The following is a 12,707-nucleotide window of genomic DNA, read 5'->3' as shown; positions in this document are numbered from 1 at the left end:
ACACCTACAAGGACTTCGCTACATGCAAACCCGTCTGATCGCGCTCGCCCTGGCCGCCCTGTTGCCGCTGGCCGCACAGGCCGCCGAACCCACCCGCGCTGTGCTGCTGGTGCAGACCTACGACAGCCAGCCGTCCGAGGATCCGCTGGAATACATTCCGGTGTGGCTGGGCAAGACCGTGGCCAAAGATTCCACCCTGCCCAAGTCGCTGCTGAGCCAGCCGCTGCAGGCCTTCGATAACGGTGTCTCCACCGCCAACGTGCGGCTTGCTGCATTGACCGTTGACGACAACAGCATGTGCGGCGGCACCTCGAAACTGCGCTTGAAGGGCAACCCTGCCCTGTTGCACTCGCCGCTGTTGTCTACGGTGGATCTGAATCCGGGCAAGCGTTTTGCCGGCCGCGCCGCCACCGCTGCTGAACAGGCCGAGTTGCTGCGTCAGGCCGGCGATACCGCGCAGTTGCGCAAGACCGTCAAGCCGGCGGAATTGTCCAAAGCGCTGGCAGCCTTCACTGCGGACCGTGCGCAGGACACGGCGTCATTGCAGATCGTGACCGATGCACAGCAGCCGCAGCGGCGCGTGGCGGTGCTCACCTCCAACCACCCGACCAAGACCGGCAACCCGGACAACCCGACCGGCGTGCTCGTCGTGCTGGCGATCTTTGAACACGACGGCAACCGCTGGCAGTTCCGCCGCGGCAGCGCGGTCAGCGGCTGCGACGATTGTGAAGACCTGCCACTGCGCACGCACCTGCTGCAGTTCGGCGATATCGACGGCAATGGCACGCTCGACTTCGTACTGTCGGAAAGCGGCTACGAAAGCTACGGCTTCTATCTGCTGCTCGGCGAAGGCACCGGCTGGCGCTCGGAAGGATTGCCGGGCGGCTGCTGATCGGGTTGCTGCCCCCTATGCGATGCCGGTTGCGGCATCGCGCAGGGGGCGCAGATTCGGTCTCAACGTACTTGGCGTGGACAGGCCACGCCGGTGCTCAACCGGCGAATCCACCGTCATCGAGAAACTGCTGCTCTTCGGCGGTGGTCTCGCGCCCCAGCACCGTATTGCGGTGCGGAAAGCGGCCAAAGCGCTGGATGATCTGCTGATGCTCCGCCGCCCAGCGCGTGGCTTCCGCATCGTCCAGTGCAGCGGTCAGCTGCATGGCGCGCGCCTGCTCCTGCAGATCCTCTGCGTGCCCGAACGGCAGATAGAAAAACAGCCGTAATTGCGCCGAGACCTGTTGATCGAACCCCTGCTCGATCGCCCGCTTGGCATAACGCAACGCCAGCCCGTCGGTAGCGTAGGCGTGCGCACTGCCCCGGAACGCATTGCGCGGAAATTGATCCAGCAGAATCAACAGCGCCAGTGCGTCTTCGGCACGCGCCATCCAGTCCGCGTAGTCGCCGCGGGCAGCGGCAAAATGCTGCTCGCTGAAGTGCTGGCGAAAGTTGGCATCGAACGCATCGTTATGCGTGAACCAGCGCGCGGAGCCGGCCAGTTCCCAGAAGGCCAGCACCACATCGGCCTGTTTGTTGCGCTCTGTTTTGGCAATCATCGACGTTCCCCCTGACGAATACGGCACAGCATGCACGTGCGCATGTGATGAGGCCACCGCTCCCCGACCTCCAGCACTTGGCAAGTACGGCGCTGGCGGCTAGGTTTGCGGCCTACGCTTTCGTTTCACCGGGGAAATCCATGCGTTCCATTCTGTTCGCCGCCCTTGGCGCGGCGCTGCTGTGCGGGCCTGCGTCTGCGGCATCGCGGTTTGTGCAAGACCCCTACCCCAGCACCTACCACGCGCTCGCGTCCGGTCCGGTGCTGATCCAGCACGCCACGGTGCTGACCGGCACCGGGCAGCGGCTGGACGATGCCGACGTGCTGCTGCGCGACGGCAAGGTGGCCGCAGTAGGCCGCGCACTCGAAGCGCCCGCCGACGCGCGCCGCATCGATGGCACCGGCAAGTGGGTCACGCCCGGCATCATCGACGTGCACTCACATCTGGGCGTGTATCCCAGCCCCGGTGTCAGCGCGCATAGCGATGGCAACGAGATGACCGCACCGGTCACCCCGAACGTGTGGGCCGAGCATTCGATCTGGCCGCAGGACCCGGGCTTCGGCACCGCGCTGGCCGGCGGCATCACCTCGCTGCAGATCCTGCCGGGCTCGGCCAATCTGATCGGCGGGCGCGGCGTCACGCTCAAGAACGTGGCTTCCACCACCTACCAGGGCATGAAGTTTCCCGGCGCGCCGTGGGGCCTGAAGATGGCCTGCGGCGAAAACCCCAAGCGCGTCTACGGCGAAAAGGGCGGCCCCGCCACCCGCATGGGCAATGTGGCCGGCTACCGCGCCGCGTTCATTGACGCGGCCGAGTATCTGCAGAAGAACGCGCCTGAAAAGACCACCAAGAAGCGCCACTGGTGGAGCAGCGGCGGCGACAACGACAGCAGCGGCGATGCCGGCGGCAAGCGCGACCTCAAACTCGACACGCTGGCCGGCGCCATCAACGGCGATATCCGCGTGCACATCCATTGCTACCGCGCCGACGAAATGGCGACCATGCTCGACCTGTCCAAGGAATTCGGCTTCCACATCGCCGCCTTCCACCACGGCGTGGAGGCCTACAAGCTGGCCGACCGGCTGGCGCAGGAAAACGTCTGCGGCGCGCTGTGGGCCGATTGGTGGGGCTTCAAGATGGAAGCCTTCGACGGCATCCAGGAAAACATCGCCATGGTCGACCGCCCGGCCAATAGCTGCGCCATCGTGCATTCGGATTCGGAAGAAGGCATCCAGCGCTTGAACCAGGAGGCCGCCAAGGTGATCGCCAACGCACGCCGCAGCGGCACCGAGATTGCGCCCGAACGCGCCATCCGCTGGCTCACCAGCAACGCCGCCAAGGCGCTCGGGATCGAGCAACAGACCGGCGCGCTGGAGCCGGGCAAGATGGGCGATGTGGTGGTGTGGAACGGCAATCCCTTCAGCTCCTATGCGTTGGCCGAACAGGTGTATATCGACGGCGCGCAGGTCTACGACCGGCATAACCGCGCCCTGCAGCCGGTGTCGGACTTCATGCTGGGCCAGGAGGTGGCACGATGAGCCGCGCCTGGTTCGCACGCCCGCGTCTGCGCGCGTTGAGCGCGCTGGTCATGGCCGCGCTGGCACTGCCCGCCGTCGCACAGCAGGTGCTGATCCGCGATGCCACCGTGCACACCGCCACCGCGCAGGGCACGCTGCAACACACCGATGTGCTGGTGCAAAACGGCGTGATCCGCGCGATCGGCAGCAACCTCGCCGCGCCTGCCGATGGCCGCGTGGTCGATGCCAAGGGACGTCCGCTGACGCCGGCCTTGTTCGGCGGCATCACCGAGATCGGTATCGAAGAAGTGTCCGGCGAAGACAGCACCGTGGACAGCGGCCTCAAGCTGGCCGAGCAACCGATGCGCCCCGAGTTCGACGTCACCCTGGCCTATAACCCCGACTCGGTGCTGGTGCCGGTGGCGCGCGTGGAAGGCATCGGCTTCACCGCGCTCGGCGCCACCACCAGCGGCGCCTTCATCGCCGGCCAGGGCGGCATCGTGCGACTGGACGGCAGCCCGGACCCGGTCGGCCCGCATGCGTTGTTCATCCGTATTGGCGCGGCAGCATCCGATCTCACCGGCAGCTCGCGTGCCGCGCAATGGATGCTGCTCGATCAGCTGGTGGCCGAAGCGCGCGGCCGCGTGCCGGCGGATTCGCCACATGCCTTGCTGACCCCGATGGGCCGCAGCGTGCTGGCCAAGTATCTGGCCGGGCAAGGACGCATCGTGGTGCAAGTGGAACGCGCCGCCGACATCCGTCAGTTGTTGCGCTGGGCGCAGCGCGAGAAGGTGCGCATCGCCATCGCCGGTGGTGCCGAAGCGTGGAAGCTGGCGCCGCAACTGGCGCAGGCCAAGGTGCCGGTGTTGGTGAACGCCTTGGCGGATCTGCCATCGACCTTCGATCAGATCGGCGCCACGCTGGAAAACGCCGCGCGTCTGCGCGCCGCCGGTGTGGAGGTCAGCTTTACCCAGAGCGGCGATGCCTCGCACAACGCACGCAAGCTGCGTCAGCTGGCCGGCAATGCGGTGGCCAATGGCTTGCCGTGGGAATCCGGCCTGGCCGGGCTGACCCGCGTGCCCGCGGAGATCTTCGGCGTGGCCGATCGTATCGGCAGTATCGCAGTGGGCAAGCAGGCCGATCTGGTGCTGTGGGACGGCGACCCGCTGGATGTGGCGCATTACGCCGAGCAGGTGTGGCTGGGCGGGCGCGAGATGCCGATGCGCTCGCGTCAGACCGAACTGCGCGACCGCTACATGCAGCAGGCTGGACCGCTACCGCGTGCGTATTTGAAATAAGACCAGCGAACACACCAACTGGGCGGCCGCCAGGTGCGTGCGGCCGGTGCTCGGAATCGACATGGACGCCTCGTACACTGCGATTCTTCTGCGCCGGCCACGCTCAGCTGGGGACTGCTTGCTGCACATTTCACTGTCCCACGTGCGTGCTGCCTGTGTGGATGCGTGTCGTGTATCGCAATGGTTTCGCCAGCGCAGGCCCGCGCATGCATCGGCCCGCGCATCCACCCTCGCCGGCAGCGTGCCGGCACCATTCGCAAGGACTGCCGATGCGCCTGCCGCGCCGCCTGATGCCATCCATCATCGCTGCCTCCCTGGGCTTGATGCCGCTCTCGGGCATGGCGCAATCTGGATGGATCAACGCGCAGGGCGAAGCGGTTGCAGAATCGCCCAGCCGCAAGACCGTGCAGGACATGGGCGCCAGCCTGCTGCTGACCCCGGATGCGGACTGGCAACAGAAATGGAACACGCCCAGCGACACCGCTCCGCACTTCAATGAGGTCGACCACGTCGCCACCGGCGACACGCTGTTCGTGCTGATCTTCCTGTCCAACCCGGGGCTGGATGCGCAACGGCGCGCCGATGTGGTGTGCAGCATCCGCGTCATCGACCCCACCGGGCATGCCGAGCAGAACACCGTCGATGCGCCGTGTCTGCAGACGCAGATCGAGGGCGATCCGCGCCATGTCTATCTGGCGCAGGTCAGCCTGGGCGTGCGCGCGGAGGCCAGCGACCCGCCCGGCCGCTGGCAGGTGCAGGTCACCGTCAACGACCGCCAGCGCGGCATCCGCATTCCGCTCGTCAGTTCCTTCACCATGGGCCGTCAGCGGCCGGCCGCAAAAACGCCATGAGCGACCTGTCATTCCGCGCGCGTGCGGGCTACGTGTTGGTGGCCGTGGCGCTATTGCTGATCGAAGTGGCGATCGCTGCCGGATGGATCGGCGGTGCGTGGGTGCGCGGCAGCCTGGGCGATGTACTCGCCGTGGCACTGGTCTACTGCGGGCTGCGTGGCGTGTTTGGCTGCCCGCCCGGATGGGCCTGCCTGCTGGCCGTGGGCATCGGTTGCGTGATCGAAGGCTTGCAGGCCATCCATCTGGCCGACCGGCTCGGCCTGCGCCCAGGCAGTGCGGCCTACATCGCGCTCGGTAACACCGCAACGCTGCACGACGTGCTGATGTATGCCATCGGCGGCGTGATGTCCTTTGGCTGCGATGCGCTATTGCGACCTCGACGCCGCGCAATGCCTGCAGCGCCCCTCATTGATTGATGCTGGTTGATTGATCCCGTTCGCCCTGGACTGCCATGCCTACCCCTCTGGTTTCGACCATCACCCGCTGCGCCGCCCTTTCCACCGTACTTGCGCTGGGTGCATGTGGACGCGATACAGCGCCTTCGAGTGCCGGGGCGATCGCTGCTGCCGCCACGACACCTGCCCGCACAGCACTGACGCTGCACTGCGAAGATCTGGACGATGCAGCGCAGGAAACCGCCGCCATTGCCGCAGGCGCCGGCGATCGCGTGCGGCGCGTGGGGGCGCATCGGTTGGAAGTGAAAACCGATGCGGGCACCCAGCTGTTCGACGACAGCCCACCCTACGATGAGCCGCTGGATGGCGCCGAGTACCGCTATTGCGATCGCCGCGATGCCTACGTGTTGCTGCATCACCGTGATGGCGACAGCTTTGCCGGCGTGTTGATCGACACCCGCAGCGGTAAGCAGCTCCCCGGCGGCACCGAGGTGGTGATTTCGCCGGACCGCAGCCGCTATCTGGCCGTTGTACAAGTCGACGGCATGGACGGCGAGCAGTGGCGCGTCCTGGATTTCAACAAGCGCACGCTGATCTCCACCACCAGCATGCTGCTCAGCCAGGATGCCACCACCGGTATCGCCGAACTGAGCGCACCGCGGTGGTTCGGCACGCAACTGCAGGCCACGGCAACCTGCCTGAGCGACGACACCCAGCACTGGCAGGTCCGCCTGGCCAACGCGCAAGGTGCATGGGATTGGCAGCCGCGCCGTGCTTGCGATGCCGCCGACCCCTCCCAGTGACATGATGTTTGAAGGCGGCGGCTTGCGCTCGATCCAGCGCGTGGTATTGCGCCAGGCACCGGCCAATCTGCAGCGCGGGATCGAGGCGGTGGGCGGACGCCTGATCCTCACCGCCAACGCGCTGTTGTTCCAGCCGCACGCGCTCAATGTGCAAACGCGTTCGCTCACCGTTCCGCTGAGCCAGATCGTGTCGCTGCAACCGCGCTGGACACGGCTGTTCGGGCTGCTGCCAGTGGCACCGACGTCGCTGGCCGTGCAGGTGGACAACGGCGACGAGCACCGGTTTGTGATCGGCAAACGCGACCAATGGATTGACGCCATCGCCAGCGCACGTGACGCGCTGAGCCAAGCCGAGCAGCCCTGAAACAGCTGCGACCAAACGCAGCCATCGCGGTCATGCAGCAACGCGCCGTCTCCAGGTCGCAGTACAAGCGTGACCCGCACTTGGATTCATTGCTGAAGTTTGAACCGGGCGCACGCTCTGCATCTTCGGCGGTCGCAGCCAAGGTCCAGCCCGCCTAGCATCGCGCATCGGCATCACGGCCACGCCCTCCCCTCAACTAAACGCGGCTAACACCTCGTAGCGAGCAGTCGTCAGGTGCGTCTCAGAACCGGAGCGTACGAGTGGTACATGCCGCTCCGAGCACCGGCCGCACTTGCCTGGCGATTGCACCGTAGGTTTATTAGCTGCTCTAAGGAACTGAACATGCGCCACTCCATCCTGCGCACGCTGGCATGCGCGCTGTGTCTGTACGGCAGCGTCAGCGTGCCTGCCATGGCCGCCTTCGGATTCACCCGCAGCGGCGACCGCGTGGTGGTGGACACCGGCGCCGAGCTGGTGTTTTCGGTCAACGCCAACAACGGCGACATCGTGTCGATGCGCTACCGCGACAACGAGCTGCAGACCACCGAATCGAAGGGCTCGCATATCGCCTCGGGACTGGGCAGTGCCAACGTGGAGGCACGCGTCGTGGGCGGGGCGATCGTGGTGTCGGCCAAGGCCGGCGATTTGACCCATTACTACATCGCACGCAAGGGCCGTAATGCGATCTATATGGCCACCTATGCGCCGACGTTGCTGCCAGTGGGCGAGCTGCGCTTCATCGCGCGCTTGAACGTCGCCAAGCTGCCCACCGCGCAGCAGGAACCCGACTCCAATGTCGGCACCGTGATCGAAGGCGAAGACGTGTTTTTGCTGCCGGACGGACGCACCAGCTCCAAGTTCTATTCGGCGCGCCGCATGATCGACGACCAGGTGCATGGCGTCAGCGGCTCGGGCATTGCGGTGTTCATGCTGATGGGCAATCGCGAGCGCAGTGCTGGTGGTCCGTTCTTCAAGGACATCGCCACGCAGAAAACCCGCGTAACGCATGAGCTCTACAACTACATGTATTCCGACCATACCCAGACCGAAGCGTTTCGCGGCGGCCTGCAGGGTGTGTACGGACTGTTGTTTACCGATGGCGGCGCACCGAGCAGTGCGCAGCTGAGCACCGACTTTGTCGATGCCACCCTGGGATTGAGCGGCTATCTGGCCGGCAGCGGGCGTGGTGCGGTGGGTGGGCGGGTCAGCGGCGTGCTGTCCGGCCAGCCGGCCGTGGTCGGCCTGCGCAACGAGCAGGCGCAATACTGGGCCACTGCAAACGGCAGCGGCGATTACCAGATTGCCGGCGTGCGGCCGGGCCGCTATCGCATGACGCTGTATCAAGGCGAACTGGAAGTGGCGCAACGCGATGTCGAAGTATTCGCCAATGCCACCGCGCAGGCGGCCTTGCAGGCGGTGGCGTTGCCGGGCACGGTGAAATGGCAGATTGGTGTGCTCGACGGCACGCCGGCCGGATTTCGCCATGCCGAGTTGTTGCCGCGCGCACACCCTTCCGACACGCGCATGCGCTGGACACCGGTCACTTACACCGTCGGGTCGAGCAGCGTGGGAAGCTTTCCGGCCGTGCAGTGGCGCAGCATCAACACGCCCAGCCGCATCGACTTCACCTTGGCCTCCAATGAACTGCGCAGCTATCGCCTGCGTATTTTCGTGCCGCTGGCGCAGGTCAGCGCGCGCCCGCAGATCGCCGTCAACGCGCGCTGGAATGGCCCGCTTCCTGCCGCACCCAACCAACCCAAGACACGCGGCATCACCCGTGGCACCACGCGCGGCAACAACACGCTGTATGAGGTGGACATCCCCGCCTCGGCACTGCAGGCCGGCAGCAACCGCATCGAGATCGGGCTTGCATCGGGATCGCCGGACAACGGCTTCCTCAGCCCCGCGGTGGTGTTCGACAGCATCCAGTTAGTGGCGCTCTAGGAGCGGCCAACAAGACGTAGCGAGCAGTGGCCAGGTGGGTAAACCGGAGTGGACGCTGAGCACATGCCGCGCCGAGCACTGGCCGCGCATGCCTGGCGCTGAGCACCGTCGTTTTTAGTTGCTCTAAGACTGGCTACAAAACGCAGCGAGCGGTCGTCAGGTGGATGTGGACGGCGCGCTCATAACCGGAGTGCACGCATGGCACATGCCGCTCCGAGCACCGGCCGCGCCTGCCTGGCGGTGAGCATTGTCGGTTTGTTAGCGGCTCTAAATCGGTTGCGGCCTGGAACTACCTACATGACCACCACTGCACACACGCACGTGCAGTGGTGACCATGACTCAAGCTGGCGGTGTCATCTTTTGAGGCGCCGCATCAGGTGACGCACACACATACGCCACGTCGCGCGACGCATGCATCGACTACGTCATCGCGACATCGCATCGATGGAGAGTCATAGCATTTACTTGGCCGCAATCGAGCCGGTCAGCGAGACCGTCCCCATCCCGCCGGTCACCTCGAAACCGCCTTCCACCACCTGCAGATACAGCTCGCTGCTGTAGCGGCCATCGCCACCGCGTAGCGTCTGCAATCTGGTCAAAAACGCCTTGACGTCCACATTGAGGTTGCCCTTGGCCGGAAGCGCGTTGCTGTTGCCGGCGCTGCCATGTGGGATGAAGGTGTAGACGTAGTAGCCGGCGGCCGAGTTATTGCCTTCCCACAGATCGTAGGTCACGCCGCCAGAGGTGAATGCATTGGACGCAGTCAACGTGCCCAGCGGGTACGAATTGTTGGCGCCCCAGATCATCACTTCCAGCTGCGGATTGCCCTTGCTGGTGTCCTTGCGGAAAAACAGATCGTAGGCAAAGTCGCCGGTCTGCCCGCTGCCCTTGGTGGTGAAGGCCAGCGTGCCGCTCAGGCTGCCGACCTTCGAGACCTGATGCGGGAAATAGCTGTCGGTGGCCGGGTTCATCGTGTAATGCCAACCGCGACAGATGGCCGGATAACCGTACAACTGCCCACTGGGCAAGTTGTAGGAGACCGTCAGGCTGGGCGTGCTGCCAGACCCGAATGTCGCTTTGATGTTGTTGTTGCTGTCGTTGAAATTATTGTTGTAAGCGTATTGCGTGCCGTAAACCTTGGTCTCGCCGGTCGCCGCGCTGGCGCTGGAGGCAACCAGTACCAAGGCCAGCGTGGTGGCGTGCAGCAGTAAGCCGCGACGCAAGGGCAAACGGAAACGTTCGTGCACGTGCATGAGGTGAACTCCGATGATGGATAGGCGGGCCACGCTCGCCAGCTGGCAACACGCCAGCGGGTGGGCGATGACCGTGGATGCATCCGGCGCAACGACGCCTTCGCGCCGCACCGGATGCCCGCGCACTGACGGGGCGCGGACATGGACATCCCTGCAGACCGATCACCGTGGCCTCATCCGATGCGCGGCACATGCGTTGCATGCGCCGCACAGACGACCACGCCATTGTTGCGATGCCGCTGAACCCGGCAGCAGTCGCCGGTAGCGGCGCGGGCGGCGGTACATACCGTCAACGACACACCGCTGCATGGACCGACCGCATCGCTGACGGTCCATGCGCCGCTCATCAGGGGCTGTTACTTGGCATCCATCGTGGCGCTGACCTTGGCCCAACCATTGCCGCGCACTACTTCAAAGCCAGCTTCGGCCGCATGCAGATACATGCTGTTGTTGTAGCGGCCATCCTTGGAGCGATTGTTCTGCAGCCAGGTCAAGAACGGCTTGGCATCGATGTTGAGATTGCCGCTGGTCTTGAGCGTCGGCTGGCCGGCGGTGCCGGTCGGGATGAAGGTGTAGACATAGTAGCCGGCACCGGAATTGAAACCCTCCCACAGATCGAACGTGCGCCCGCCTGCAGTGATCACCTTGGTGGCGGTCACCGTGCCGATCGGCCAGGAGTTATGGTCGCCCCAGATCATCACTTCCAGCTGCGGGTTGCCCTTGGCGGTGTCCCAGCGGAAGAAGATGTCGTAGGCAAAATCGCCTGCCAGATTGGTGCCGCCGGCGCTGTAGTTGAACTTGAACGGCAACGAGTTGATCGAGGAAATCTGCTTGGGAAACAGCTTGTCGCTGGTCGGATTCCAGTCGTAGTGCCAGCCGCGCACGATCGCCGGATATCCATACAGGTTGTAGTCGGCGAAGTTGAAGGTGACGGTGAGCTCCGGCGTGCTACCGGTGCCGAAGGTGCCCTGGATGATGTTGTTGGGATCGTTGAAATTATTGACCCACGCATAGTGGTTGCCAAAGATCTTGTACGGCCCGGCCAGTGCCGCCGGTGCCAGCGCCACCAGGCCGATCGCCAGCGCGGCCTTCCACCAGCGCGATGCGCGCCGCCGTGTGGTGGGCGCCTGCGCACCGGTTTGTGTGAGGGTGTTGGATGGGGTGGTGTGCATGTGGACTCTCCATGGTGTTCAGCGCGGCGGCGCCAGTGCGGCGCTCCCGGGACCCGCCCTGCAGCGGTTGCGGCCGACCCTAGCAGCGGCACTGCGGCAGGAGCTATAGCGATTCCGGCAGGACAGCCGTGCCAAGCGCGATAGCGGGCGCTACCTTGCACGCCGAGCGTGCCCTGGTCCTCAGTTCGTACCCAACTTCCTGTCGGTCCAGCATGTACCGCTCAGGTGTGTGGCCTGGCGCCGCACGCAAATGGTGCAGAGCCACATGCCCGTGTCGTCGTGTGGACGCCGGTGGCCGGAGGCTGCGCTGGTCGGACGCTGCCGTCTCGTTGTTCCTGCGTGCGAGGCGCTGTCCCTGCCAATCCACCTGGACCGACCATGCCGTGTCCATCTGCACAGTCACCACACGCCCGACGCGCAGATCACCGCGGGCATCGTAAAGAACCGCCCTTCGATAGACAGGTTTTGGTGCCACTGGCTGCCTCCCGGCATGGCCGGTCCGACCGCTGGACTACGCGCGGCGACCGTTTTGCGATAGCGTTCGCAGTTGGAAACGACGCAACAGCCGGAGGGGGCGACGATGCGCATCGGAATCGTGGTGGACAGTGCGTGCGATTTGCCGCAGGACTTCATCCAACGCAACAACGTGATCGTGCTGCCGATCAGCGTCCGTATCGGCGAGGCCGTGCTGGCCGATCATCGCGATGAAGAAGCCACGCTGAGCTTTTTGCAGGCGCATGTGGCCGAGCGCGGCCACGAGGCAGAAACCACACCGTTTTCGGTCAACCAGATCCGCGATCTGTTTCTGCAGCGTCTGGTCATCGATTACGACCACGTGTTCTGCCTGACCATCTCCAAGTTGCGCAGCCAGATCTACGACAACGCCATGCAGGCCAGCTTCGCGATCCTCAACGACTACAAGCCGATCCGTCAGGCCGCAGGTCACAGCTCGCCTTTCGCATTGCGCGTGATCGATACCTTGAACCTGTTTGCCGGCCAGGGCATCACCGCGGTGGAAGCGGTGCGCTTGCGCGAGCAAGGCCAGGGTGTTGCAGCGATCCGCACCCGCCTGGAGCAGTTGGCCGAGCACACCTACGGCTACATGATTCCGCGCGATCTGTATTACCTGCGCGCACGTGCACGCACCAAGGGCGATCGCAGCGTGGGCCTGATCGGCGCGGCGCTGGGCAGCGCACTGGATATCAAGCCGGTGCTGCGCGCGTATCGCGGCGTCACCGAACCGGTTGCCAAGCTCAAGGGCTTCGAGCCGTCGGCCGAGAAGCTGTTCGGCTTCACCGTGCGCAAGCTCCGCGAGGGCCTGATGACACCCACCGTGTGCGTGGGCTATGGCGGCGAGCTGGCCGAGCTGCATGCCCTGCCCGGCTATGCCGCGCTGCAGGCCGCCTGCCAGAGCCATGGCGTGGAATTGTTCGAAAGCGTGATGAGCCTGACCGGCATGGTCAACGTGGGCAAGGGCGCGCTGGCGGTGGCTTTCGCCGCCGAACCGCACCGTTTTTCCGCCTGAGGCAAGCGCGTCACGACGCATGGCCTTCGACGGC

General features: G+C 65.0%; 12 protein-coding genes and 2 other RNA genes. 9 read left to right on the top strand and 5 right to left on the bottom strand.

What is annotated here, in order from left to right; all coding sequences use genetic code 11:
* The first annotated feature begins 22 nt into the window (after positions 1–22).
* Complete coding sequence (locus ABQZ00_RS01805; RefSeq protein WP_323537754.1) at positions 23–892, top strand: hypothetical protein; 870 nt, start codon at positions 23–25, stop codon at positions 890–892.
* 97 nt (positions 893–989) lie between these two features.
* Here the strand turns inward: ABQZ00_RS01805 and ABQZ00_RS01800 are convergent, their stop codons facing one another.
* A complete protein-coding gene (locus tag ABQZ00_RS01800) occupies positions 990–1,550 on the bottom strand; it encodes a DUF924 family protein (protein ID WP_323537755.1) in 561 nt (186 codons plus the stop codon).
* A 140-nt stretch (positions 1,551–1,690) separates the two neighbouring features.
* Here ABQZ00_RS01800 and ABQZ00_RS01795 point away from each other — a divergent pair, with 140 nt between their 5' ends.
* The 6 genes from ABQZ00_RS01795 to ABQZ00_RS01770 all read left to right on the top strand — a co-directional run bounded on the left by ABQZ00_RS01795 (position 1,691) and on the right by ABQZ00_RS01770 (position 6,778).
* The gene (locus ABQZ00_RS01795; RefSeq protein WP_055848281.1) at positions 1,691–3,088 is read left to right on the top strand and encodes an amidohydrolase; all 1,398 of its coding nucleotides are present in this window, start codon (positions 1,691–1,693) and stop codon (positions 3,086–3,088) included.
* Positions 3,085–4,365: an amidohydrolase family protein gene (locus ABQZ00_RS01790; RefSeq protein ID WP_115554587.1), complete on the top strand. Its 1,281-nt coding sequence runs from the start codon at positions 3,085–3,087 to the stop codon at positions 4,363–4,365. The genes ABQZ00_RS01795 and ABQZ00_RS01790 overlap by 4 nt, the downstream gene beginning before the upstream one ends.
* A gap of 269 nt (positions 4,366–4,634) precedes the next feature.
* A complete protein-coding gene (locus ABQZ00_RS01785) occupies positions 4,635–5,216 on the top strand; it encodes a hypothetical protein (protein ID WP_311238549.1) in 582 nt (193 codons plus the stop codon).
* Positions 5,213–5,632, top strand: a complete 420-nt coding sequence (locus tag ABQZ00_RS01780) for a ribosomal maturation YjgA family protein (protein WP_323537756.1) — start codon at positions 5,213–5,215, stop codon at positions 5,630–5,632. The genes ABQZ00_RS01785 and ABQZ00_RS01780 overlap by 4 nt, the downstream gene beginning before the upstream one ends.
* 35 nt (positions 5,633–5,667) lie before the next feature.
* Entirely contained in the window at positions 5,668–6,414 is a 747-nt protein-coding gene (locus ABQZ00_RS01775) for a hypothetical protein (RefSeq protein WP_323537757.1), read from the top strand.
* Between the two features lie 22 nt (positions 6,415–6,436).
* Positions 6,437–6,778 (top strand): PH domain-containing protein, encoded by a 342-nt coding sequence (locus ABQZ00_RS01770; RefSeq protein WP_115514642.1) that lies wholly within the window; start codon positions 6,437–6,439, stop codon positions 6,776–6,778.
* Positions 6,779–6,982: 204 nt separating this feature from the next.
* Here ABQZ00_RS01770 and ABQZ00_RS01765 read toward each other — a convergent pair.
* Positions 6,983–7,047: non-coding RNA, sX9 sRNA (locus tag ABQZ00_RS01765), on the bottom strand.
* A 73-nt stretch (positions 7,048–7,120) separates the two neighbouring features.
* On the opposite strand from ABQZ00_RS01765, the gene ABQZ00_RS01760 reads away from it, so the two are divergent.
* The gene (locus tag ABQZ00_RS01760) at positions 7,121–8,722 is read left to right on the top strand and encodes a rhamnogalacturonan lyase B N-terminal domain-containing protein (protein WP_323537758.1); all 1,602 of its coding nucleotides are present in this window, start codon (positions 7,121–7,123) and stop codon (positions 8,720–8,722) included.
* A gap of 131 nt (positions 8,723–8,853) precedes the next feature.
* Here ABQZ00_RS01760 and ABQZ00_RS01755 read toward each other — a convergent pair.
* The 3 genes from ABQZ00_RS01755 to ABQZ00_RS01745 all read right to left on the bottom strand — a co-directional run bounded on the left by ABQZ00_RS01755 (position 8,854) and on the right by ABQZ00_RS01745 (position 11,148).
* Positions 8,854–8,929: non-coding RNA, sX9 sRNA (locus tag ABQZ00_RS01755), on the bottom strand.
* Positions 8,930–9,184: 255 nt separating this feature from the next.
* Entirely contained in the window at positions 9,185–9,976 is a 792-nt protein-coding gene (locus tag ABQZ00_RS01750) for a GH12 family glycosyl hydrolase domain-containing protein (protein ID WP_238151853.1), read from the bottom strand.
* Between the two features lie 356 nt (positions 9,977–10,332).
* Positions 10,333–11,148 carry a GH12 family glycosyl hydrolase domain-containing protein gene (locus tag ABQZ00_RS01745; RefSeq protein WP_115528905.1) on the bottom strand — a complete coding sequence of 272 codons (816 nt, stop codon included), beginning with the start codon at positions 11,146–11,148 and terminating at the stop codon, positions 10,333–10,335.
* A 580-nt stretch (positions 11,149–11,728) separates the two neighbouring features.
* On the opposite strand from ABQZ00_RS01745, the gene ABQZ00_RS01740 reads away from it, so the two are divergent.
* Positions 11,729–12,673, top strand: coding sequence for a DegV family protein (locus ABQZ00_RS01740; protein ID WP_115513876.1), 945 nt, complete (start codon positions 11,729–11,731; stop codon positions 12,671–12,673).
* The last annotated feature ends 34 nt before the right edge of the window (positions 12,674–12,707 follow it).

This window comes from Xanthomonas sp. WHRI 10204, assembly GCF_040202875.1.
In the GTDB taxonomy this organism is placed as follows: domain Bacteria; phylum Pseudomonadota; class Gammaproteobacteria; order Xanthomonadales; family Xanthomonadaceae; genus Xanthomonas.
This window is presented reverse-complemented; position numbering and strand designations above follow the sequence as displayed.